At 60.0% G+C, this 23,390-nt stretch carries 21 protein-coding genes and 2 pseudogenes; 11 read left to right on the plus strand and 12 right to left on the minus strand.

The window, feature by feature from the left end; translation table 11 throughout:
* The first annotated feature begins 502 nt into the window (after positions 1-502).
* The 3 genes from AB4Y87_RS17840 (at position 503) to AB4Y87_RS17850 (ending at position 5,176) form a co-directional block, all read left to right on the plus strand.
* A complete protein-coding gene (locus AB4Y87_RS17840; RefSeq protein ID WP_442005640.1) occupies positions 503-2,059 on the plus strand; it encodes a Re/Si-specific NAD(P)(+) transhydrogenase subunit alpha in 1,557 nt (518 codons plus the stop codon).
* Complete coding sequence (gene pntB, locus AB4Y87_RS17845) at positions 2,056-3,534, plus strand: Re/Si-specific NAD(P)(+) transhydrogenase subunit beta (protein WP_442005641.1); 1,479 nt, start codon at positions 2,056-2,058, stop codon at positions 3,532-3,534. Before AB4Y87_RS17840 ends, pntB begins: the two co-directional genes overlap by 4 nt.
* A gap of 505 nt (positions 3,535-4,039) precedes the next feature.
* Entirely contained in the window at positions 4,040-5,176 is a 1,137-nt protein-coding gene (locus tag AB4Y87_RS17850) for a bifunctional 2-methylcitrate synthase/citrate synthase (RefSeq protein WP_442005642.1), read from the plus strand.
* Positions 5,177-5,461: 285 nt separating this feature from the next.
* Here AB4Y87_RS17850 and AB4Y87_RS17855 read toward each other — a convergent pair whose 3' ends face one another.
* The 3 genes and pseudogenes from AB4Y87_RS17855 to AB4Y87_RS17865 all read right to left on the minus strand — a co-directional run bounded on the left by AB4Y87_RS17855 (position 5,462) and on the right by AB4Y87_RS17865 (position 9,330).
* Entirely contained in the window at positions 5,462-7,612 is a 2,151-nt protein-coding gene (locus tag AB4Y87_RS17855; protein ID WP_442005643.1) for an amylo-alpha-1,6-glucosidase, read from the minus strand.
* A 541-nt stretch (positions 7,613-8,153) separates the two neighbouring features.
* Positions 8,154-8,348, minus strand: a pseudogene (locus AB4Y87_RS17860) (dihydrofolate reductase family protein); the annotation flags it as partial.
* Positions 8,349-8,478: 130 nt separating this feature from the next.
* Positions 8,479-9,330: an RNA polymerase sigma factor gene (locus tag AB4Y87_RS17865; RefSeq protein ID WP_442005644.1), complete on the minus strand. Its 852-nt coding sequence runs from the start codon at positions 9,328-9,330 to the stop codon at positions 8,479-8,481.
* Between the two features lie 100 nt (positions 9,331-9,430).
* Here AB4Y87_RS17865 and AB4Y87_RS17870 point away from each other — a divergent pair, with 100 nt between their 5' ends.
* Positions 9,431-10,414 carry an Lrp/AsnC ligand binding domain-containing protein gene (locus tag AB4Y87_RS17870; protein ID WP_442005645.1) on the plus strand — a complete coding sequence of 328 codons (984 nt, stop codon included), beginning with the start codon at positions 9,431-9,433 and terminating at the stop codon, positions 10,412-10,414.
* Between the two features lie 68 nt (positions 10,415-10,482).
* On the opposite strand, the gene AB4Y87_RS17875 is transcribed toward AB4Y87_RS17870, so the two are convergent.
* The 3 genes from AB4Y87_RS17875 to AB4Y87_RS17885 all read right to left on the minus strand — a co-directional run bounded on the left by AB4Y87_RS17875 (position 10,483) and on the right by AB4Y87_RS17885 (position 11,983).
* On the minus strand, positions 10,483-10,914 hold the full coding sequence (locus tag AB4Y87_RS17875; RefSeq protein WP_431115320.1) for a VOC family protein: 432 nt from the start codon (positions 10,912-10,914) through the stop codon (positions 10,483-10,485).
* 88 nt (positions 10,915-11,002) lie between these two features.
* Positions 11,003-11,461, minus strand: a complete 459-nt coding sequence (locus AB4Y87_RS17880) for a VOC family protein (protein WP_442005646.1) — start codon at positions 11,459-11,461, stop codon at positions 11,003-11,005.
* 144 nt (positions 11,462-11,605) lie between these two features.
* Entirely contained in the window at positions 11,606-11,983 is a 378-nt protein-coding gene (locus tag AB4Y87_RS17885; protein ID WP_442005729.1) for a VOC family protein, read from the minus strand.
* A 132-nt stretch (positions 11,984-12,115) separates the two neighbouring features.
* On the opposite strand from AB4Y87_RS17885, the gene AB4Y87_RS17890 reads away from it, so the two are divergent.
* Both AB4Y87_RS17890 and AB4Y87_RS17895 read left to right on the plus strand, forming a co-directional pair.
* The gene (locus tag AB4Y87_RS17890) at positions 12,116-12,505 is read left to right on the plus strand and encodes a DUF3054 domain-containing protein (protein ID WP_442005647.1); all 390 of its coding nucleotides are present in this window, start codon (positions 12,116-12,118) and stop codon (positions 12,503-12,505) included.
* 71 nt (positions 12,506-12,576) lie between these two features.
* Entirely contained in the window at positions 12,577-12,855 is a 279-nt protein-coding gene (locus AB4Y87_RS17895; RefSeq protein ID WP_223932953.1) for an Lrp/AsnC family transcriptional regulator, read from the plus strand.
* A 65-nt stretch (positions 12,856-12,920) separates the two neighbouring features.
* On the opposite strand, the gene trpD is transcribed toward AB4Y87_RS17895, so the two are convergent.
* Positions 12,921-13,988, minus strand: a complete 1,068-nt coding sequence (trpD, locus tag AB4Y87_RS17900; RefSeq protein ID WP_442005648.1) for an anthranilate phosphoribosyltransferase — start codon at positions 13,986-13,988, stop codon at positions 12,921-12,923.
* A 148-nt stretch (positions 13,989-14,136) separates the two neighbouring features.
* Here trpD and ctaE point away from each other — a divergent pair, with 148 nt between their 5' ends.
* The 4 genes from ctaE to qcrB all read left to right on the plus strand — a co-directional run bounded on the left by ctaE (position 14,137) and on the right by qcrB (position 18,472).
* Positions 14,137-14,775 carry an aa3-type cytochrome oxidase subunit III gene (gene ctaE, locus AB4Y87_RS17905; RefSeq protein ID WP_442005649.1) on the plus strand — a complete coding sequence of 213 codons (639 nt, stop codon included), beginning with the start codon at positions 14,137-14,139 and terminating at the stop codon, positions 14,773-14,775.
* An 87-nt stretch (positions 14,776-14,862) separates the two neighbouring features.
* Positions 14,863-15,651, plus strand: coding sequence for a cytochrome bc1 complex diheme cytochrome c subunit (qcrC, locus tag AB4Y87_RS17910; protein WP_442005650.1), 789 nt, complete (start codon positions 14,863-14,865; stop codon positions 15,649-15,651).
* A 99-nt stretch (positions 15,652-15,750) separates the two neighbouring features.
* Positions 15,751-16,821 carry a cytochrome bc1 complex Rieske iron-sulfur subunit gene (qcrA, locus tag AB4Y87_RS17915; RefSeq protein WP_442005651.1) on the plus strand — a complete coding sequence of 357 codons (1,071 nt, stop codon included), beginning with the start codon at positions 15,751-15,753 and terminating at the stop codon, positions 16,819-16,821.
* Complete coding sequence (gene qcrB / locus AB4Y87_RS17920; protein WP_442005652.1) at positions 16,799-18,472, plus strand: cytochrome bc1 complex cytochrome b subunit; 1,674 nt, start codon at positions 16,799-16,801, stop codon at positions 18,470-18,472. Before qcrA ends, qcrB begins: the two co-directional genes overlap by 23 nt.
* Positions 18,473-18,512: 40 nt before the next feature.
* Here the strand turns inward: qcrB and AB4Y87_RS17925 are convergent.
* Positions 18,513-19,070, minus strand: a pseudogene (locus AB4Y87_RS17925) (GntR family transcriptional regulator); the annotation flags it as partial.
* 164 nt (positions 19,071-19,234) lie between these two features.
* Between AB4Y87_RS17925 and AB4Y87_RS17930 the strand changes: the two are divergent.
* Entirely contained in the window at positions 19,235-19,528 is a 294-nt protein-coding gene (locus AB4Y87_RS17930) for an HPr family phosphocarrier protein (protein ID WP_442005653.1), read from the plus strand.
* A gap of 111 nt (positions 19,529-19,639) precedes the next feature.
* On the opposite strand, the gene AB4Y87_RS17935 is transcribed toward AB4Y87_RS17930, so the two are convergent.
* The 4 genes from AB4Y87_RS17935 to AB4Y87_RS17950 all read right to left on the minus strand — a co-directional run bounded on the left by AB4Y87_RS17935 (position 19,640) and on the right by AB4Y87_RS17950 (position 23,214).
* The gene (locus tag AB4Y87_RS17935; RefSeq protein ID WP_442005654.1) at positions 19,640-20,041 is read right to left on the minus strand and encodes a cytochrome c oxidase subunit 4; all 402 of its coding nucleotides are present in this window, start codon (positions 20,039-20,041) and stop codon (positions 19,640-19,642) included.
* Positions 20,038-21,759: an aa3-type cytochrome oxidase subunit I gene (gene ctaD / locus AB4Y87_RS17940; protein WP_216925611.1), complete on the minus strand. Its 1,722-nt coding sequence runs from the start codon at positions 21,757-21,759 to the stop codon at positions 20,038-20,040. The genes AB4Y87_RS17935 and ctaD overlap by 4 nt, the downstream gene beginning before the upstream one ends.
* A 10-nt stretch (positions 21,760-21,769) precedes the next feature.
* Positions 21,770-22,642: an aa3-type cytochrome oxidase subunit II gene (ctaC, locus tag AB4Y87_RS17945; RefSeq protein ID WP_442005655.1), complete on the minus strand. Its 873-nt coding sequence runs from the start codon at positions 22,640-22,642 to the stop codon at positions 21,770-21,772.
* A gap of 182 nt (positions 22,643-22,824) precedes the next feature.
* Positions 22,825-23,214, minus strand: coding sequence for a HesB/IscA family protein (locus AB4Y87_RS17950; RefSeq protein ID WP_442005656.1), 390 nt, complete (start codon positions 23,212-23,214; stop codon positions 22,825-22,827).
* Positions 23,215-23,390 lie beyond the last annotated feature (176 nt).

The raw sequence follows: 23,390 nt of genomic DNA on the forward strand, positions 1-23,390 counted from the left end.
ACCGGGATCACCGCATCAAACCCGATCCGATCAGCATGCTGCGCCAACCGAAGGCTCTCCTCCCAACTGCCCAGGACCTTGCCCTCCACATTGGCAAGCGTCACACTCCCACGCATATTCGTAGCGAACGTCGCCAACTTCAACCGATTCTCATCATTCAAAACCGGTGTTGACCACTTATCGACACGAACATCCACCGCCTCCGAAGGCACGCTCAACATCTCTTCCGTCCTCGCTGACAAGACTCCACCTCGACTTAACTCATCGTGCGCAGCGCCCGAAACAACCAAGACAGCCACACAACCCAAAACTTATGAATACGATACCATGAGGTTGGATGCGATACCACGTTCATCGACAACTACCTCCGTTCGTCCCGCACCGCACGTGGCGATCCTGTCCTGAGGCACGGGCTTCAATTCCAAGCCAAACCTCCGGGACGTTGACAGTGTCGGCTGAGGCATCAGCATTTACCGGCATCAAATCTTAGAAAGAGAAAATAGTGACACGTATTGGCATCGTGGCCGAGTTGGGTCACGAGACGAGGGTGGCGGCAACGCCCGCCACCGTGAAGCAGTTGCTGGGGTTGGGCTTCGAGGTGGTGGTCGAGAAGGGTGCCGGGGAGCGCGCGTCGTTCCGTAATGAAGCCTACGAAGAGGCCGGCGCACTGATTGTGGGTGCGGATGAGGCGTGGGGTGCCGACGTCGTGCTGCGCGTGAACCCGCCCACTCAGGAAGAGATCGCCCGTCTTACCGAGGGCGCGACGCTGATCGGCTCCCTTAGCCCGGGCCTGCGGCCGGAGTTGGTGGAGGCCCTGGCGGAACGGCCGATCACTGCGCTGGCGTTGGATGCCGTGCCGCGTATTTCCCGGGCACAGTCGATGGACGTGCTTAGTTCGATGGCGAATATTGCCGGGTACCGGGCCGTCATTGAAGCCGCCCACGAATTCGGCCGGTTCTTCACCGGGCAGGTCACCGCGGCGGGCAAGGTCCCGCCCGCGAAGGTCCTGGTCGCTGGCGCCGGTGTTGCCGGCCTCGCGGCGATCGGTGCGGCCTCCAGCCTGGGCGCGATCGTGCGCGCGACCGATCCGCGGCCCGAGGTGGCTGACCAGGTGAAGTCTATTGGCGGTACTTACCTCAAGGTTGAGGTGGAGGAGGAGATGAAATCCTCCGATGGGTACGCCAAAGCAACGTCGGAGGCGTACAACAGGCGCGCAGCCGAGATCTACACCGAGCAGGCCCGCGATGTGGACATCATCATCACCACGGCCCTGATCCCTGGCCGGCCTGCACCGAAACTGCTCACGGCGGATGACGTGGATGGGATGAAGCCGGGCAGCGTGATTGTTGATATGGCTGCCGGTCAGGGCGGCAACGTGGAAGGTTCCGTCGCCGGGGAACGCATCGTCACGGACAACGGGGTCGTCATCCTGGGCTACACCGATCTCCCCTCACGGCTGCCGGCCCAGGCATCCCAGCTGTACGGGACGAACCTGCTGAACCTGCTCAAGCTCCTCACCCCGGACAAGGACGGAGTGCTGCGGATCGATTTCGACGACGTCGTCCAACGTTCAGTGACCATGGTGCGTGAGGGTGAGAAGACCTGGCCACCACCCCCGGTCCAGGTCTCCGCCGCACCGGCCGTGAAGACAGACGCCGCGACGGCCGCCGAGAACACGGCGCCGAAGAAGAAACCGGGCCTCGGCGCAGGCGGTAAGGCAGGTCTGTTCGCCGCGGGCATCGCAGTGCTGTTCGGGATCAATACCGTTGCCCCGGCGCCGCTGCCCCAGCACTTCACGGTGCTGATGCTTTCGGTGGTGGTTGGGTTCTACGTCATCGGGAAAGTCCACCACGCCCTGCACACCCCGCTGATGTCCGTGACGAACGCGATCTCCGGGATCATCGTCGTCGGTGCCCTGCTCCAGGTCACCTCCGAGAACATTGTCATGCAGGTCCTGGCCGCCGTCGCGGTCCTGCTGGCCAGCATCAATATCTTCGGCGGCTTCGCCGTCACGCGGCGCATGCTCGCGATGTTCACGGCCGGGAAGGGCCGTTCATGAGCGCCGTAGCCGTAACAGCAGCCCAAATCGTTTCGAGGAGCCTTACTGTGTCTGACACCGCCTCCGGTCCGTTGACCGCCGACTCCATCGCGGGGGCCGCGTACATCGTCGCGGCGCTGCTGTTCATCCTCAGCCTCGCCGGACTGAGCAAGCACGAGAAAGCCAAGACAGGTGTCATCTACGGCATCACCGGCATGGTCATCGCCCTCGCCGCGACCGTCTGGCTGACCCTCCAAGGAGCCTGGGGCACCGGCCACGCCCTGACAGGCCTGGGCCTGCTCATCGCGGCAGTAGTGGTTGGCGGCGCGATCGGGCTCTGGCGCGCACGGGTCGTGGAAATGACCGGGATGCCCGAGCTCATCGCCCTGCTGCACAGCTTCGTGGGCCTCGCGGCCGTGCTCGTCGGCTGGAACGGACACCTCCAAGCCCCGGCCCTGTCCCCGAACCTGATGGCGATCCACCATGCCGAGGTGTTCATCGGCGTGTTCATCGGGGCGGTGACCTTCACCGGTTCGATCGTGGCGTTCCTGAAGCTTTCCGCCCGGATGAAATCCTCACCCCTGATGCTGCCGGGGAAGAACGCGATCAACCTCGGCGCCCTCGCGGCTTTCGTCGCGCTGACCGTCTGGTATGTCAATGACTCCCAGCTCTGGCTCCTCATCGTCGTCACCCTCTTGGCTCTGGGTCTGGGCGGGCACCTGGTCGCCTCCATCGGCGGCGGCGACATGCCCGTCGTCGTCTCCATGCTCAACAGCTACTCCGGCTGGGCCGCAGCAGCCGCCGGCTTCCTGCTCAACAACGACCTGCTCATCATCACCGGAGCCCTGGTCGGCTCCTCCGGCGCGTACCTGTCCTACATCATGTGCACAGCCATGAACCGGTCCTTCATCTCCGTGATCGCCGGCGGCTTCGGCATCGCGGCCCCCACCAGTAAAGGAGACGCAGACCAGGGCGAGCACCGCGAAATCACGGCCCAGGCAACCGCGGAAATGCTGACCAACGCCTCGTCCGTCGTGATCACCCCCGGCTACGGCATGGCCGTCGCCCAAGCCCAGTACCCGGTCGCCGAACTCGCCCACCAACTCCGCGAACGCGGCGTGAACGTCCGCTTCGGCATCCACCCCGTCGCCGGGCGGCTGCCCGGACACATGAACGTCCTCCTCGCCGAAGCAAAAGTCCCCTACGACATCGTCCTGGAAATGGACGAAATCAACGACGACCTCGGCGCCACCTCCGTGGTCCTGGTCATCGGCGCAAACGACACCGTCAACCCCGCCGCAGCCGAAGACCCGGGAAGCCCCATCGCAGGCATGCCCGTCCTGCGGGTCTGGGAAGCCGAAAACGTTGTGGTCTTCAAACGCTCCATGGCCGCCGGCTACGCCGGCGTGCAGAATCCCCTGTTCTTCCGGGACAATTCCCAAATGCTCTTCGGCGACGCCAAACAACGCGTCGAAGACATCCTTCGTGCCTTCTAGCGGAAATCAGGACCTTTAGGTCCCAGACGAACGAACGATTCGTGATGTTCCGTTGGTTATCCAATTCAGTGACCCCAACAAGACGGGAAGAGACCATGCTGTGGCGTCGATTTAATTTCAATAGCCCTGATCAGCCTATCTTTGGGTCAGGGGCGCCCGATAAGGTGCACTGCCCAAAAGCGCGGATTGAGCTAGAAGCGTTCAACATTGATGAATTCAACGCATCTCCTTGGATTGGCCTTCACTACCGACATGAGTTCGCGCCCCACCACGGCCACGAACTGTTGGACCGCGGGCAAGGACATAAGGAATGAGACGGATGCCCAGATTAGACACGTAGGACCAGGCTTAAGTTGTAGCGCTCAATTTTGCGAAACGAATGCCGAACCGGCCTGATTTACATAGATGCCGATTTGGCTCCTCGGCATTTACTTTGGATTTAAATAGCGCCTATGTATACAGATTCCAGACATCCACTAGAACAAACACTGCAAAGGAGTTCAGCATGACTGACACCGAGATTAGAAAGGGCCTGGCCGGCGTTGTGGTGGACTTCACCGCCGTCTCAAAGGTCAACCCTGAAACGAATTCACTGTTATACCGCGGGTACCCGGTACAGCAACTCACGGCCAAATGCAGCTTCGAAGAGGTCGCCTATCTGCTCTGGAACGGTGAGCTGCCCACCCAGCAGCAACTGGCGGAGTTCACTGCACTCGAACGGGCCGGCCGGGCACTCGCCCCTACACTCCAAGCCATCATCGACGCCTTGCCCAAGAACGCCCACCCGATGGACGTGTGCCGCACCGCGGCCTCGGTGCTCGGCGCCCGCCATGAATTGGCGGAGGATTCATCTCCTGAGGCCAATATGAAGAAGGCGATTGACCTGTGGGCCGCAATGCCTGCCGTGGTTGCCTATGACCAGCGCCGCCGCCATGGGCAGGGCGCCATCGAGCCTCGTGACGACCTTGGCTACTCTGCCAATTTCCTCTGGATGACATTCGGCGAAGAACAGGTCCCGGAAGTCGTGAAGGCCTTTGACGTCTCGATGATCCTCTACGCCGAACATTCCTTCAACGCCTCCACCTTCACCGCCCGCGTCATCGCCTCGACCCTCTCCGACCTTCACTCGGCGGTCACCGGAGCCATCGGCGCGCTCAAAGGCCCGCTGCACGGCGGCGCGAACGAAGCGGTCATGTACACCTTCGACGAAATCGGCATCCGCCCCCAGGAATCCCTCGAGGAAGCAGCCGCCCGGGCGAAGGCCTGGATGGAAGACGCCCTCGCCCGGAAGAAGAAGGTCATGGGCTTCGGTCACCGTGTCTACAAGCAGGGCGACTCCCGGGTGCCCATCATGAAAGAGGCCCTGGACAAGATGATCGCCCACTACGGCCGGCCCGAACTCCTGGGCCTCTACAACGGCCTGGAACAGGCCATGGACGAGGCCAAGAACATCAAACCCAACGTCGACTACCCCGCCGGCCCCGCTTACCACCTCATGGGCTTCGACACCGCGACCTTCACTCCCCTGTTTGTCGCCAGCCGTATCACCGGCTGGACGGCCCACATCATGGAACAGCAGTCGTCCAACTCCCTCATCCGCCCTCTGGGCGAATACAACGGGCACGAGGAGCGTGCCGTGTAGCTGGCAGTCCTAATTGCCTCTATATTCCAGCGGTGAGGTGTCGGATGATCACCCGGATCATCAAAATCGCAACGTTTACGGCACCTCACCGTCTGTTCGCCAAACAGCACGACGCGGCCGGCGTCTTCAAACTAGCCAGCGGCGATGTGTTCCGGCAACCTACGGAAACGGCCCTTTTATTCCCTAGATTCCATTTGGGCGAAGGCCGACGTCATCGGCCGCCTAACGGGGGCACCATTCAGGACCCGAGGGGCTTATAGGAAGGCATGACATGCCGAGACCAGATCACCGCTGGGGTTTGACCTTCTCCACCAGGTCGGTCACCCGGGGCCGGATTCCGCGGTGGAAGATCATGCCCTCGGGCAGTCCGTGAACGGCTGTGGTCGAATCAGAGATATCAATTGTGATCCTGCCATTTGCCAGGGGGGCGTTGGTGAGGTGGAGGTCGCCATACGATTTCGGGAGCACGGGATCCAACCAAACTCCGCCTTGCAAAACGTCGACGTGGTAACCCATCAAGCTCTTGATCAGTTGGATTGGCGTGGTTGCCGCCCATGCCTGCGGGGAGCATGCTGTGGGGTAAGGGAGGGGTTCGTCGAATTGATCGCGGCCGAAGCCGCAGAACAATTCGGGCAACCGCCCCTCGGAGTACTCTGCCGCCTCAAACAGCGCTGTCGCGATCCTCTGCGCCTGCTCGATAAAGCCGTAACGCAGGAGTCCTGTTGCGATAATCGCGTTGTCGTGGGGCCAAACTGATCCATTGTGGTAGCTGGCAGGGTTGTATGCGCCCATGTTGCTGGCCAACGTTCGCACACCCCAGCCACTGAACATCTCAGGGGACATCAACTGGTCAGCCACCAGCGCAGCCTTGTCGTTGTCAACGATCCCAAACATAAGGCATTGACCCATGTTGGAAGCACAGGCGTCGACCGGCCGCTTGTCGCCGTCCAGGGCGACGGCGTAGTAACCACGGTGAGGCAGCCAAAACTGTTCGTTGAACTGCTTCTTCAACCGCGCCCCGAGCTCCCGATACTCGGCCGCAAGCTCCAAGTCACCGGCTTCGTGAGCTATCCACGACCGGCCCAGATAAGCGCCGTAGACGTAGGCCTGCACCTCGCATAAAGCGATAGGTGGCTGAGCTATATTCCCATCGGCGAAGTTGATGCCGTCCCACGAGTCCTTCCATCCCTGATTGATCAGGCCGTGATCATTGAGCCGTGAATATTCGATAAAACCGTCGCCGTCCTTGTCCCCGTAGTGGCGGATCCAGTCCAGCGCCCGGTCGACATGTGGCAGAAGGTCCGCAATGGTTTCTGATGCGAATCCCCAGCGGCTGACCTCGCCGAACAGTGCCACAAAAAGCGGCGTGGCATCAACGCTGCCGAAGTAGCTGGGTTTCCCGCCCAATGCCAGCCCACTGGATACGCCAAATCTGACCTCGTGGAGGATTTTGCCCGGCTCCTCTTCGCTCATTTCATCCGTCACGTGCCCCTGACGGTCGGCCAAAGTCTGGATGGTGCCGAAGGCCAGGGAGGGATCAACGGGCAGTGCCATAAGGGACGCCCAAAGCGAGTCCCGGCCAAATAAAGTCATGAACCAGGGGGCACCAGCAGCCACTACGATCCTGTTGGGGTGGTCAGGATCCTGAATGCGCAGAGCGCCGAGGTCGTCGTAGCTGCGCCGGAGCGTGCGTTCGATTGACGCGTTGCTGATGTGTAGTACAGGGATCTTGGATACCCACTCCTGGCGGCGCCGGTCACGAGGAGACATTTCGCCTTCATCGGCCCGAATAAAGCGTGCGGCGGAGGGGGTTCCGCCAGCGAAGGCCGTGACGCTTAACACAGTACTCCACTGTCCATGCGCGGGAACACTGAATCGGTAGGCAAGCCCCTCGGGGGTTATGTCGGCCCCGTCGGCCGCCACCACAACACCCTTCTGAACGTCCTGCCAGACCGCCCTGATGATTAGCGAGTCGCCTGATACGTCACGGGACTCTTCCCAGCGCCGCTGGATTCGGGCCTCTTTCACCTCGAAGAGATCCGCGAAGTCCGCCTCCACGTGAAGAGTCAGAGCACATTCAGCGCTGGACGGCGAGTAGTTTCGGACAGTAATCCGTTCCAGAATGCCGGCACCAACCTCGCGGAGACGTTCGACGATCAGGGGGCTATCCGCGTATCCATCTGGGCGTGGGACACGCCCGATAAACAAAGCACGGTACGGTTCCTTCGTCTTCGCCCCCAGTGGCTCCAGCGGGGCGCCGTTGATGAGCACACGCCAAGAGGAAAGGATTCGCGTGTCCTCGACGAAAACCCCGTGTGGAAACTGGGGTTGAATGTCGCCGTTTGCCGCGGAGATACAGAACGATGCGCCTTCCACCAGGGTGACCGAACCCGGCCCGGACGGCCCTGCAGCAGTGTCAGCATTCCACCCAGCCATCACGGACCCTTCACGGGATAAATCAAACCAAACGGCACACCACAGCGGATTCCCTGCGAACCCCCTATCTGATAAGACGCTACGCTCTTCGGCTCATCGGCACCAGCGCCCCAAGATAAAAGCGGCTTTCTGCGCCGCGGTGGCATTAAGCGCCGGTGTCGCGGCGGCGTTGCCTCGCTGGCGGTGGTGAACCCATACCCGCGTCCTCCGAGACAGGGTCAGGCACCAACTGAACCGGGCGGAGACAGGTCCCTGAACAATGCCGTGCACATATCGACGAACGACCGGCGGGCTGACGAATGATGTGATCAAATCTTTGGTCCTCGACATCGTCAAACTTTAGAGCAGGCCGCCACCAGGAGCGCGTTCCACGAACCCACGCAAGCGGGATGGGCTGGTTCACCGACGGAGCCTGAAAATCTTGAGATGTCAGCCCTCAACTAACGAGCGCAGCTCATCTTCCCCCGGGTTTCGAGCCTCTTTACGAAGTCCAAGCAAGAGAGAAGGAATCGAAGCCGAATCACAATTCATCGAAGTTGGTCGCCGCGGCGAGTGTTGCGCCACCGGCTCTCATCGGGCCGCCGTCCTCGGGCTTGAGCCGGGCGATCTCGGCGATCGCGTCGCGCCTGACCAGGCGGGTGTTCCAGTCGACCTTGTCGATCGTCGAGGAGAACACCACCTTCGGCGGGTCCCGCCAGTTGCGCGCGAATTCAATCTTCGCCGGGGTGGCGTTGGGTATCCGTCCAGGGTCAGATTCATGCCATAGATCAATTTGCGCATGACTCCTCCCTTCCGTACGGCGGTCTCCAGACGATAGACCCAGAGTCGACTCCCTTAAGGGGCGGAGCCCACCCACCCACTAAGGCCTATCCAGCGCGGGACCCGGCCTGTTTCATTCCTGACTGAACTTCCCGTAATTCAGCCAATACCCCTGTGCAACGGAGGCAGTCGTCCAAGTGGCGGCGCACTTTCTCCTGGGCGGCCTGGCGCACGGCACTTCGGACGTATTTGCTTAGATAGCGCGAGAAGCCTGCGCAGGGGTCGGTGGCAGCGTCCTTCACATGTTCCTGCAGGTATGCCTGACGGAGACCCTCCCGCGCTCTGATGAGCAATGACGACACAGCGTTTGGAGTCAGTTCCATAGCCCGTGCCGCTGCAGCCGGCTTCATGCCCTCAACGTCCACATGCCAAAGTACGGCCTGCCAGCGGGATGGCAAGGAACGGAAAGCCAGCATAAGGATCGTATTCTCGAAGTCTTTGAGAACAGGATCATCATTGCCAACTACCACTTCACCCGCAGCGCTGTTCAGCGTCGCCGCTGCTCGCCTGCTCTGCAAATTGCGGCGGTGCGACATACGCCGAACGGTGGTCAACAGATATGACCTGAACGAGTCCACCGGTCCCCTGCCCTGAAGCAGGGATTTTAGGATCGATACAAACGCATCGGATACCACATCGTCAGCGTCCGTTGGATTATCCGATTCAGTCCGGGCAACATAAGTGGCAATGACTTGATGCCGGCGGAAAAGTTCCTCGTAGGATCCGGAATCTCCCCCGCGCACGGAAGCAACCAGGTATGTGTCACTCTCGCCCGCAACTAACGCATGTGTGCCCACTCCCCTCCCCTGCTGACTTTGTGCAGGTTTCAGTAGCACTTGTTCTTGCCGAACCGTCGTGGAAGATTGGACGCGGCCGAACCGCAGGACGGGAGCAAGCATGGCTGCCTTCCAGAGTGTTTGAGTGATGACGCCTAGAATCTAGGCAGCAAGTGATTGGTCACACTCAAAACGCAGGCAATTTGTTGGAAGTAGATGTTCCATGCAGGATTTCGACTTTGATGAACGGGATCTCAGGCTCCTGCATGCCCTTCAAATCCGCCCCCGCGCACCATGGACAGCCTTGGCACCTGCCGTGGGTGCCGATGCCGTCACCTTGGCCCGGCGCTGGAATTTTCTTTCCGCGGAAGGGCTGGCATGGGTAGCGACCTACCGTGGCCTCGGTTCCAAAGTCGCCTTTGCCCTGGTGGAAGTTGAGTGCGCGCCTGCCAGCATGGCAACCGTGACCGAAGAGCTTGCGGCCGATCCGGATGTGCTCTCAATGGATCACACCGCAGGTGGCAGGGACATGGTCATCACTGTCGTGAGCCGCGATGAAGCCTCCCTCGGACGATTCATTTTGGACCGCTTGCCAGCCGTCAAAGGAATTCGCAGTACAAGAACCCATCCGGGCATTAATCTGTTGGCGGACGCCAGGAGCTGGCGGTTGCGCTCCTTGCGGGACGACGAGGTAAAACTCATAGAGCGCGAAGCACCTCAACCAAGTCCCGCCGCGAAAGGCGCATCCGCAGACCTGGAAGAGCAACTTTTTTGGATCCTGCGCTCTGATGGTCGAGCCTCGATAACTGAAATATCCCAAAAGTTGGGAATCAGCCCTCCGCGCGCGAAAGCCGCTTTAAGCGCGGCCCTTGCACAGGATCGGATCGTTGTCCGGCTCGAAATCGCCCGTACATTGTCGCCTTGGCCCGTAAACGTTTGGTACTTCCTCCGCGTCCCAGCCACGCAGGTGGAGGCAGTGGGTGGCCGGTTGGTCGGTCTCGGAGAAGTGCGTCTGGTCGTCACCACAGGCGGTCTGTATTCGATTGTGATCTCGGTGTGGCTTCGCCGCCTTGAGGACATGACCATCCTCGAACGGCAGCTGGGCGAAAAGTTGCCCATGGTTGAGATCATGGACCGTTCAGTCGTCTTGCGGACGCCAAAGCATGTTGGCATCCGGTTGGACCCCTCTGGCCGCCGCATTATGTAAGCCGGACACGTGAATGCCTCGTCCAACGAGTCGGACGAGGCATTCGTTCGTTTGATTCCGCGCGACTGCTACTGCTCCTGTTGTTGCGCTCCTGCAATATTGACCAACCAAGCTATACCGAACTTGTCCACACACATCCCGAAGGTGTCACCCCAAGGTGCGCTTTCCAGCGGCATGGTGACGGTGCCGCCGTCGGCTAGTTTGTCCCAGTAGCCACGAAGCTCGGCTTCATCCTCGGACTGACCGCTGAGCGACACCGAGATGTTGTTGCCAGGGTTGTAGTCCATTCCGTTGGGTGTGTCGGCCGCCATCAAGGTCAGGCCGTTGGGTGTCACCAGCATCGCGTGCATGACCTTCTCCGCTTCGGCGGGGTCTTCACTGGCTTGGTATTCGCCAAAAGTGCTGAGTGTCAGTTCGCCGCCAAAGACGGACTCGTAGAAGTTGATTGCGTCCCTGGCATTGTCGCGGAACGAGATATATGGGTTGAGGCGGGTTGTCATCAGTCAGTTCTCCTCATGGTTGTGATAGGTGCGCACGTCACCGTGCGGTAATGCTAGCAGCGCCCAAAGGCGCCTGTCCCCCAAACTTTCAGTCGCCGTCGTACGCCTTTTGCAGAATGTTGATGTCAAGCTTCCGCATCTTCAACATGGCTTCCATTGCCCGCTGGGATCCTGCTGGATCCGGACCATTCAACAGGCCCGGCATCCCAGCCGGGACGATCTGCCACGACAAGCCAAACTTGTCCTTCAGCCATCCGCACTGGCTTTCTTCTCCCCCTCCTTCCAAGAGCGCATTCCAGTAACGGTCCACCTCGTCCTGCGAATCGCAGTTCACTACGAGGGAAACTGCTTCGTTGAAGGTGAAGGCGGGTCCCCCGTTCAGGGCCATGAACTGCCGCCCTTCAATCTCAAAGTCCACGGTCAGGACCTGTCCGCCTGGCCCCGGCATCGATGTCAGGATGGACGAATCATCAAATGTCGAGGTGTAGAACTCAGCCGCCTCTGCCGCCCGGCCGTCAAACCACAAACAGGTGGAAATCTTCTGCATTCTGCAAGTCCTCCAGGATCGTGAGGAACCACTTGTCCCCCGACCGAGGGTAGTCGTGTGGGTTCGCCCACACAACGCCCGACGGCGGCTGTCACCGCATGCGCTGTACGCACCAGCCATGGGCGGCCAGTCCTTGAGCCAGAGTTAGTCGCCAGACGTCCTGATCCGGCTGACCAGGCCTACCGTATTTGCCTCGCTGTCCTCAATGAACGCCATCCATTCCTCGGAATCTGCCGGTCCGAGGAGGTCATCCTCATGGGTGAAGATCATGTGAGGCTCCGAAATGATCTTGACGCCTTTGCTCCTCAATGCCGCCACTGTGCCGTGAAGGTCTCCAACCTCGAAATAGAGCAGGGACGACGGCGCCCCTTTCTCCAGGAGAAGCCGCACGCCGCCCACGTCAAAGAAGAGGAGCCCAGGAGGGTCAAACAAGGCTTTGGGCTCGGCGCCCAGCAATGCAGCGTAAAAGGCCGCTGCCCTCTTCAGGTCTTCGGCGTGCTGGGCTACTTGAACGAATCGCATGATCTCCTCCAGTAATTGGGGTGCGTCCATTGTTCCTGCCAGTCATCGTGGCCGCAGCAGAAACCAAGCGCAAGAGAGAATCTGCGGGACGTCAACTTCGCGCCCGCACTTCCGCCCGGATAGTGTCAGACCATGCCCTCATCGCTTAGATCCTGGATTCCTGCTGCAGCCGCCGATCTCGTGTTGATTCTTGTCTTCGCCGCGATCGGCCGCGACGCCCATGCCCGGGGAGACATCATCACAGGCGCCTTTGTCACGGCCTGGCCCTTCCTCGCTGGTGCGGGCGTTGCCTGGCTGGTCGCAAGGGTTTGGCGTGCGCCCTATGCCCTCTGGCCTTCGGGCATTTGTGTCTGGATCGGTGCCGTAATGATCGGCATTCTGCTCAGGGCGGTGACTGGCCAGACGGTGGTGTTGCCCTTTGCCATCGTGGCACTCATCAGCCTGGGCGTTTTCCTGCTCGGCTTCCGCGCCATTCTCGCGTTAATTCTGCGGGCGTCACGAAAACGCCATTCCAAAGCCTGAAAGGGTCCCTTCATCTCCCATGTACTAGGCTGAAGTTCGTCCGCAATGAAGCTTTTCCGGAAAGGCCCCACGTGATCACCGCTTTCGTCCTGATCAAGACCGATGCTTCGCGCATTCCGGAAACCGCCGAGCAGATTTCAGCCATCCAGGGCATCAGTGAAGTCTATTCCGTCACTGGAGAATGGGACCTGATCGCTGTAGCCAGAGTGTCCAAGCATGAAGACCTCGCGGATGTCATCGCTGATCGCCTGTCGAAGGTGGATTCCGTAGTCCACACCACTACCCACATAGCCTTCCGTGCCTACTCGCAGCACGATCTCGACGCAGCCTTTGCCCTCGGCTTCGAATAGGACTTAAGGACGCCCCTAGATCCCGCTTCGAGGCGGCAGCACAGCCTGCGAGGCTGACGCTGTGGCTAGTCTTTGGAACTCTGGCTAAGGGCGATCCACTTGGTCAGGACACCAGCGGCCTTACCTGAGTCCACGGACTCCGCCGCCAGCATGAAGGCGGCTCGCATCCGCTCCAACAGATCGCCTTCGGCGTTCATGTCAACGGAAACCAGGCCGGCTGCAGCATTCAAGAGGACAGCATCACGCACAGGACCTGTCTTGCCATCAAGGACTTCACGTACAACCACTGCATTTGCGGCTGCGTCCCCGCCCCGCAGATCTGCAACGGTGGACGGTTCGATACCGAGCGCAGCGGGTGAGAACACCTGTTCCGTGACGGTTCCGCTCCTTATCTCCCAGACTGTGGATGGCCCCGTGGGTGTCAATTCGTCCAACCCATCGTCGCCGCGGAACACCAGGCCGCGGCTGCCGCGACGGGCAAGGACGCCCGCAACAAGTGGAGCCATCCGGGCGTTGGCGACGCCGACTGCCGACGCCTGAACATGAGCAGGATTCGTCATGGGGCCGAGAAAATTAAAGGCCGTGGGCACTGCCAACTCCCGCCGGGGTACTGCAGTATGACGGAACGAGGGATGGAAAACCTGCGCGAAGCAGAAGGTGATTCCTGCCTCCTCCGCATTCCGGGCAACCTGGTCAATCGAAAGGTCCAGGCGGACACCCAAGGCTTCCAATACATCAGCAGAACCAGACGTCGACGACGCCGCCCGGTTTCCGTGCTTGACGACTTTCGCGCCCGCACCGGCCGCAACAAGGGCTGCCATGGTGGAGATGTTGACGGTGTTCAGCCTGTCCCCGCCTGTTCCCACGATGTCCAGCTTTTCACCGGAGATCTGTATGGGGTTGGCATTCTGAAGCATAGCCTCCACAAGGCCGGTCAGTTCTTCCACCGTTTCGCCCTTGGCACGCAGGGCAACCAGGAAACCAGCGATCTGCGCGGGAGTGGCTTCACCGGCCATGATCGTGTTCATGGCCCACTCAGTATTGCCCACTGCAAGGTCGTCGCCGTTGATCAGTGCTGAGATGAGCCCTGGCCAGTTATTGCTGGCTGCAGGTGCCGATGCCGGAGAAGTCACCCCTTGATGCTATCGACCGGGCTGCACCGATGACCAATGTGAACCGGACCGGGAACTTTTCCGCGCGATTTCGCGTCTTTGTAGAAAAAGTCTCCCGAATCGGTGGTTTGCATTGGGAACTCTGGACTTTTACAGACATAATGTCCTTGTGACATCTGCGACCCATGCCCCCAGTACCCCGGCGCACCCGACGCTGAACCGCCCCAATCTGGTTTCTGTTGGAACCGTTGTTTGGCTGTCCAGTGAGTTGATGTTCTTCGCCGGTCTCTTTGCCATGTACTTCACCCTGCGGTCCACATCAGGATTGATGTGGGCCGAGGAGACGACCAAGCTCAACTTCCCGTTTGCGCTCGTCAACACCATCGTCCTTGTGGCCAGTTCCTTCACTTGCCAGATGGGCGTTTTCGCCGCTGAGCGCCTTGAACCGCGCCGCACCGGCGGACCCCTGCAGTTCACCCGCTGGGGCATGAGCGAATGGTTCGTTCTCACCTTCATCATGGGTTCCTTCTTCGTAGCCGGACAGACCACGGAATACGCCATGCTCGTCTCAGAGCACGTTTCCCTGTCATCCAACGCCTACGGTTCCGCCTTCTACATGACCACAGGCTTCCACGGCCTTCACGTCATCGGCGGTTTGATCGCGTTCCTGTTCATCATTGGCCGTGCGTTTGCAGCCAAGAAGTTTGGGCACTTTGAAGCCACATCCGCGATCGTCACCTCGTACTACTGGCACTTCGTGGACGTTGTCTGGATTGGCCTCTTCCTGGTCATCTACGTCCTGAAGTAGCCCGGCTTTGACTCTTTTTCTACAAGAGGCAGAATTTCAAGAAGCGGCTCGCGGAGCCGACGCAGGATCGAATAAAGGAACCACCACGTGAAGGCACTCTCGCAGAAGCGACGTCACCCACTGGCAGCCATAGCGCTGCTGCTGATGGGCCTCCTCCTCACTGGTGGGCTGTACGCCGTTGCCACATCTGTCAACCAGGCCAAGGCCGACACCACCAGCTACAGCGCAAGTGACGTAGAGCAAGGCGGCAAATTGTTTGCTGCCAACTGCGCCACCTGCCATGGCATGGGTGCAAGCGGAACCAAGGACGGCCCCTCGCTGGTCGGCGTGGGTGCCGCAGCAGTTGACTTCCAGGTTGGCACCGGCCGCATGCCCATGCAGATGAATGGCCCCCAGGCACAGAAGAAGCCCGTCCAGTTCAACGAGGAGCAGACCAGCCAGCTGGCGGCTTACGTTGCATCATTGGGCGCAGGCCCTGCGATTCCGGAAGAGCACCTCCTTGACGAAAAGGGAGACGCAGCCAAAGGTGGCGAGCTCTTCCGCGTCAACTGCGCCATGTGCCACAACGCTGCAGCAGCCGGCGGCGCCCTGACGCGCGGCAAGTTCGCTCCCGCGCTGGCAGATGTCACTGGAAAGCACATCTACGAAGCCATGGCCACAGGCCCTCAGAACATGCCTGTGTTCAACGATTCGAACGTCTCACCCGAAGGTAAGCGCGACATCATCACCTTCCTCAAGACCATCGAAGCCAACGGCTCACCGGGCGGTGCCGATCTCGGCGCCCTAGGCCCGGTGTCTGAAGGTCTCTTCGTCTGGATTGCCGGCTTGGGCGTCATCATCGCCTTCACCATCTGGCTGACGTCACGCACGTCCTAGTCCGGACGAAACAACAAACTTCTGCTGCATGGTCAGCAGTTTCGAACTGAAAATTAACTCGGCCCAGGCCGAGACAACGAGAGAAGGATGAGGCGAATTATGGGCAACCATAGTGACGGCAGTCCGAACCACTCGGGCACCGTAGCTACGGCTGGTCAGAATGAAGTGGAGAAGTTCCAGGATCCTGGACTTCCTCCGCATCGTTTGCGCCTGGCTGACACGRACCCGGTAGCCGCAAAGCGAGCCGAGCGTCAGGTAGCCATTTTGTTTGGCACCTCTGTCATCGGCACGCTGATCTTCCTGGTGGCGTACTTCGCCATCGATTTAGGCGACGATTCGACGATTGCAAACATCCGTACCCAGAACCTGCTCCTGGGCCTGGGTACGGCGTTCGCAATGCTCGGCATCGGCACCGGCATCGTGCACTGGGCCAAGGCCTTGATGCCGGATCACGAGGTGTCGGAAGAGCGCCACGCTATCCGTCACGAGGAAGATCGCCAGGCTGCGGTGCGCATCGTCGACGACATCGTCGAGGAAACCGGCATTAAGCGTCGCCCGCTGATCCGCAACACCCTTCTTGGCGCCGTTGCCCTTGCCCCGCTTCCTGCTCTCGCTATTTTCGGCGACCTGGGACCGCGTCCTGATGACAAGCTCGCACACACCATGTGGGCTCCTGAAGGTGGCAAGCTCAAACGACTGACGCGCGATCCCGATGGCACTCCCATCAAGGCTTCGGATGTCACCATCGGTTCGGCCTTCCACGTTATTCCCGAGGGCCTCAACGAACTTCACGAGGGCAAGCTGAACGCAAAGGCCAAGGCCGTCGTTCTGCTGATGCGCCTGGATCCGAACTCGCTGAACCCCTCTGAGGGCCGCGAGAACTGGAGCTACAACGGCATTGTTGCCTACTCCAAGATCTGCACACACGTTGGTTGCCCGGTTGCTCTTTACGAGCAGCAGACACACCACCTTCTGTGCCCGTGCCACCAGTCCACGTTCGACCTCACGCAGGAATGCAAGGTCATCTTTGGACCGGCCAGCCGTCCGCTCCCCCAACTGCCCATCGCAGTTGACGCAGAAGGCTACCTCGTCGCCACCAGCGACTTCAAAGAACCTGTAGGACCGAGTTACTGGGAGCGTGACGAGCATGAGCGCCTCATCAACAGCTGAAGCCCCCTTCGTAGCGAAGACCAAAGTTGGCCGATTCACTGATTTCGTGGACGAACGTGTAGGTGGCTCCGGCATCCTGCGCGAGTTCGGACGCAAGGTCTTCCCGGACCACTGGTCATTCATGTTCGGTGAGGTGGCGCTGTATTCCTTCGTCATCCTCCTGATGTCGGGCACCTTCCTGACCTTCTTCTTCGATCCCTCGATGGCTGAAACCCACTACCAGGGTTCCTACACGCCGTTGTACAACGTCGAAATGTCCGTGGCTTACAGCTCATCACTGAACATCTCCTTCGATGTCCGCGGTGGCCTCTTCATGCGCCAGGTGCACCACTGGGCGGCGCTGCTGTTCGTGGCCTCCCTGGGTGTCCACATGCTGCGCGTTTTCTTCACCGGCGCGTTCCGCAAGCCGCGTGAAATGAACTGGGTAGTGGGCGGCGTCCTGCTGATTCTGGCCATGGCTGCCGGCTTCACTGGCTACTCCCTCCCCGATGACCTCCTTTCCGGCAACGGTCTGCGCATCATCGATGGCGTTATCAAGTCCATTCCGGTCATTGGTACCTACATCTCGTTCTTCCTCTTCGGCGGAGAATTCCCGGGCACAGCAATCATTGGTCGTCTCTATGTGCTTCATATCCTTCTAGTTCCGGCCCTGATTCTGCTCATGATCGTGATTCACCTGTTCATGGTTGTCGTGCACAAGCACACCCAGTACCCCGGCCCGGGACGCAACGACGGCAACGTCGTCGGTTACCCCCTTGGCCCGGTTTACGCAGCCAAGGCTGGCGGGTTCTTCTTCATCGTCTTCGGCGTCCTGGCCCTTATGGCAGCTGCCTTTACGATCAACCCGATCTGGAACTACGGTCCTTACGACCCCTCCCCGGTTTCCGCCGGTACCCAGCCTGACTGGTACATCGGATTTGTTGATGGCGCTCTTCGCCTCATGCCTGGCGTCATCAACAACTTCCACTTCGAATACATCATCTTCGGACACACGCTGACGCTGAACGTTCTGCTGCCGGCACTCGTGCCCGCGGGCATCATCTTCACCGTGCTGTTCATGTACCCGTGGATCGAACGCTGGGTAACCAAGGACAACCGTGAGCACCACGTCCTTGACCGTCCCCGTAACGCACCCACCCGTACCGCGATCGGTGTTGCAGGCTTCACTTGGTACTGCGTCATGTGGGCAGCGGCAGGCTCGGACCTCATCGCAACGCACTTCCACGTATCCCTGAACGATGTCACGTACTGGTTGCGCACACTGTTCTTCATCGGCCCGATCCTCGCATTCATCGTGACCAAGCGAATCGCACTCGCTCTGCAGCGTAAGGACCGCGAGATCGCCCTCCACGGGCGTGAGACCGGCCGCATCGTACGGCTCCCCCACGGTGAGTTCATCGAGGTACACGCTCCCCTGGACGAGTACAAGCGCTACAAGCTCGTTGGATTCGAATCCCCGGTTCCGTTGCCCGCGACGCCGAACGAACACGGTGTCGTAACCCGCAAGGAAAAGCGGCGCGCAGCGCTCTCCAAGTGGTTCTTCGAAGACCGTGTTGCTCCGGCAACTCCTGCGGAACTTGAAGCAGCACACGCGCATGGCCACCACGAGGCCATCGAAGCCAGCGAGGACCAGAAGAGTCTCAGCCACTAGTTCCAGCTTGAAAACAGGGAAGGGCACGATCCATATGGACCCATTCCATGACCAGGCCGAAGCGTTCGCTGAGGACGTTGTAGAGCGACGTGGGCGGCGCCTCATCCAATAGTCCGGGGACACGGTGCGCCGGGATGAAATTCTCGTCGACGCTCATAGGTTCGTTGTCGGCCAACAGCAACCGCCTGAAACGGACCAACGGCGTGCCCTCCTCGAGCTGTAGCTCCCGCGCCAGAAAGGCACTGGCAGCAATCTGTTCGAAACTCAACACCTTGGCAGCCGGAACCATCCCGCGTCGTTGCATCTCCTCGCTATAGGAGGTCAGCTTCACTTGAAGATCCAGTTTGGGCTTCTTCACGAACGTGCCCAGTCCCACCACACGCTCAATGACTTCTTCGCCCACCAACGCATCAATGGCCTGCCGTACCGTCATCCTTGCAAGGCCAAACCTTAGCGAGAGGTCCCTTTCGGACGGCAACGACGAACCAGGAGGGCATGACTGGGCTATGAAACTCCTCAATATCTCACGGAGTTGGATGTAAATGGGAGTGCTGCTGGTCCGGTCAATTTCACCGGCGATACTCGCGGCTTCAGGCATGACGAGCGCCCAACATCAAATGAGTCATGCATTAAGGGTAGATCAGTCAGGGCACAGGTCTAGACCAGCCGGAGTCCTCGATATGGAGAGCAGGCCAAGCAGCGGCTACGCTTGTATGGATCAAATTTCACGGACGCATATTCCGTCCTAGCAAAGGAGCTGGCTTGCTGGAGCAGAAATCCTTCGTCGCAGCAGAGATTGGCCTGCATGCGCGAGCAGCAGCCATATTTGTCCGCGCAGTAACTGAGACAGGCCTGCCAGTGACGATAAGGAAGCCTGACGGACCGCCAGTAGACGCACGCTCCCTCCTGGAAGTCATGACAGAAGACTTTGGCCATGGCTGCGAGGTGCTCCTTGAAGTCGCGCTGGACGGCCTCCAGGACGGCCAAAGTGTCTCCGCCGCCAACAATGCCCTTCGTGGGCTCTCTGCTGTGCTGGAGGGCACTCACGCCCGCTGAAACCCCAATAATGGCCCAGGACACTATCTAAAGGCCAGCGACCACCCATAGAGACAACGACGACGGGCCCCACCAAAAGGTGGGGCCCGTCGTCGTTATGATGTTTTGTTGCTAGTGCGCGTGGTCGCCACGGCTGTATTCGAAGACCCAGCCGACCAGTGCCACAACGGCAATGCCACCCGCGATGAAGGTGATCCAGAAACCCACCGCAAGGCCCAGGAAGCCGCTTGCGCATGCAATGCCGAGAACCAGCGGCCACCAGCTCCAAGGGCTGAAGTGCCCCTGTTCACCCGCGCCCTCGTGAATTTCAGCATCAGGACGGTCTTCTGGACGCATGCCAATCCGCTTGCCAGTAAAGCCCAGGTAAGCGCCGATCATGCCTACGAGACCGCCAACCAGGAGAATGCCCAGAACGCCGACCCACTCATGCCATTGCGTCAGGAAGCCGTAGGCGATGGCGACCGGGATGAAGAAGAATGCTCCTGCTCCAAAGAGCCACGATTCAATTTTCACTTGCGAACGTCCTTCTGGTCGGCGTTGCCTAGCAGCACTGCTGCGGGGTCCGGGGACTGGGCGGTGTGGACCTGGGCCAACTCAGGGTGGTGCAGGTCCAGTGCCGGGCGCTCCGAACGGATACGGGGCAGCGATGTGAAGTTATGGCGCGGCGGCGGGCAGGAAGTCGCCCATTCAAGCGACGCTCCGAAGCCCCAAGGGTCATCAACTTCCACCTTCTTGTTGCTGCGCCACGTGATGTAGACATTCCAGAAGAATGGCAGCAGGGATGCACCCAGGACGAAGGACGAGATCGTGGAGAACTGGTTCATCCAAGTGAAGTTGTCCTGCGGCATGTAGTCGGCGTAACGGCGGGGCATACCCTCAACACCCAGCCAGTGCTGGATCAGGAAGGTGCCGTGGAAGCCAAGGAATAGAAGCCAGAAGTGAATCTTGCCCAGACGCTCGTTCAGCATCTTGCCGGTCCACTTCGGCCACCAGAAGTAGAAGCCGGCGAACATGGCGAACACAACCGTACCGAAGACCACGTAGTGGAAGTGTGCCACCACGAAGTAGGAGTCCGAGACGTGGAAGTCCAGTGGCGGGGACGCAAGGATAATACCCGTGAGGCCACCAAACAGGAAGGTCACCAGGAAGCCGATGCTCCAGAGCATCGGAGTCTCGAAGGTGATGGAACCCTGCCAGAGCGTACCGATCCAGTTGAAGAATTTCACGCCGGTGGGCACCGCAATCAACATGGTCATGAACGCGAAGAACGGAAGGAGCACGGAACCGGTCACGTACATGTGGTGTGCCCAGACGGTGACGGACAGCGCCGCAATTGCGATGGTTGCGTACACAAGGCCCTTGTAACCAAAGATCGGCTTCCGGCTGAACACCGGGAAAATCTCGGACACGATGCCGAAGAACGGCAGGGCGATGATGTACACCTCGGGGTGGCCGAAGAACCAGAAGAGGTGCTGCCAGAGGACGGCGCCACCGTTTTCGGGGTCGAAGATGTGGGCACCAAATTTGCGGTCCGCACCGAGGGCGAACAGGGCAGCGGCCAGCGGCGGGAACGCCATAAGGACGAGGATGGACGTCACCAGGGCATTCCAGGTGAAGATCGGCATGCGCCACATGGTCATGCCGGGGGCACGCATGCAGATGATCGTGGTGATGAAGTTGACGGCACCAAGGATGGTGCCGAAGCCAGACAGTGCGAGGCCGAAGACCCACAGGTCACCGCCGACGCCGGGCGTAAAGGTGGTGTTCGACAGTGGCGCATACGCGAACCAGCCGAACGATGCAGCACCCTGTGGCGTGATGAAGCCGGACACAGCAATGGTGGAGCCGAAGAGGAAGAACCAGAAGGCCAGAGCGTTCAATCGCGGGAAGGCGACGTCGGGGGCGCCAATCTGCAGGGGCATGATGACGTTCGTGAAGCCCGCAAACAGCGGTGTCGCAAACATCAGCAGCATCACGGTGCCGTGCATCGTGAACATCTGGTTGTACTGTTCCTTGGTCTGCAGGATCTGCATACCGGGTTCGAACAGTTCAGCACGGATCAGCAGCGCCATGACGCCGCCAAGGCAGAAGAACACGAAGGACGCAATGAGGTACATGTACCCGATGGTCTTGTGGTCCGTGGAGGTGATCCAGTTGACGACTATGCGTCCCTTGGATTTAGGAACTACGGGAGCCTCTAGGGTCCCGGCGGATTGAGTGTAAGTAGCCACGTCGCTCCCCTTACTTGGTTTCGATCAGGTCCGGGTTGCGGTCGTATTCCGCACCGAGCAGGCCCGTGTTGCCGTCCTGGCGAAGCTTGTCCATGTGGTCCTGGAATTCAGACTCGGAGACAACCTTGACGCGGAACAGCATTTCGGAGTGGTATTCACCGCAGAGTTCGGCGCACTTGCCATCGAAAGTGCCCTCCTTGGTGGGAGTGAACCTGATGTAATTGGTCTTCCCGGGGATCATGTCCCGCTTCTGCAGGAAGGCCGGAACCCAGAAAGAGTGGATGACATCGCGGGAGTTCAGCTCCAGGTCAACCGACTTGCCAACAGGCAAGTACAGCGTGGGAAGCAGGTCCTTGTTGACCTCGTTGCCGGTCAGGTGAGCCTGAACGCCGGCCTCGTGGAGGTCTTCGTTGATGACCTGGCCCTTTTTGTAGTTGAAGTCCCAAGCCCACTGCTTGCCGCGCACGTCAATGACGACGTCTGCCGGCTGTGAGCGGTCATCGATCGCGCGCTGGTCCTGGTCGGTGAAGTAGAAGAACACCAGCACCATGAACAGCGGAATGGTCAAGTAGAAGACCTCAAGCGGCAGGTTGTAGCTGAGCTGCTTCGGGAATCCAATGGTGCCCTTGCGGCGGCGGTAAGCGATGATGCACCAGACCAGAAGGCCCCACGTGATGATACCGACTGCCAAGGCGGCGATCCATGAGTTGACCCAGAGGTCCATGATCCGGTCAGTGTGGTTGGTCGTGCCGCGCTCAGTTGGCAGCCAACCCTTCTCTACCTCTGGTGAACATCCGGTCAAAACCAACGCGCCGGCTAGTGCCAAGCCAGTGATCGAGGTGATCTTTATGCGTCGGCTGCCGGTTCGGTTCTGCGAACTCACAGACGGCCCTTCCTCTTGTTGCTGTCTCCCGGCAGGCCAAAGGCCACCGGGCACACTAAAAGTTTTACTACCCGATGTAGAGCTTACCGCTATGAAGCGGTTTTCGCGCACATGTCGGCGCCGTGGCTCCGAATGCGTTGGAACGCATGCAGAGGGGCGCCGACATGCGGCGATAGCTCACGTCAGTGGAACGAATCGCCGCAAGCGCAAGACCCACCGGCGTTCGGGTTATCAATGGTGAAGCCCTGCTTCGAGATGGTGTCCTCGAAGTCGATGCTGGCCCCACTCAGGTAAGGGACGCTCATCTTGTCCACTACCACCTCAACGCCGTCGTAGTCGCGGACGGCGTCGCCGTCGAGGAGGCGCTCGTCGAAGTAGAGCTGGTAGATCAAGCCGGAGCAGCCGCCCGGCTGGACTGCAACGCGCAGCCGCAGATCGGTGCGCCCTTCCTGTTCGAGGAGGCTACGGACCTTGCCTGCCGCGACATCGGTCAGATTGACCTCATGCGTGAGAAGCTCCTCGTCGGGGACGAGCTGTGCTCCGGTGCTGTTTTCGTTGGTTGCAGTGCTCATTGGCCTACCTTCTTATGACGCTTCTGGCGGCGGCGCCGGAACGCAGCCTGCCCTTACCCAATTACGTACGGGTTATAGCTCCATGCTACGTCGCGCAGACGCTGAGCTATAACTTCTGACGTAACCACGGACGGCAATTACTTGTTCCCGCCGTGCTCGACCGCCCACGGAAAGAG

This window comes from Paenarthrobacter sp. RAF54_2 (genome assembly GCF_052113945.1).
Classification (GTDB): Bacteria; Actinomycetota; Actinomycetes; order Actinomycetales; family Micrococcaceae; genus Arthrobacter.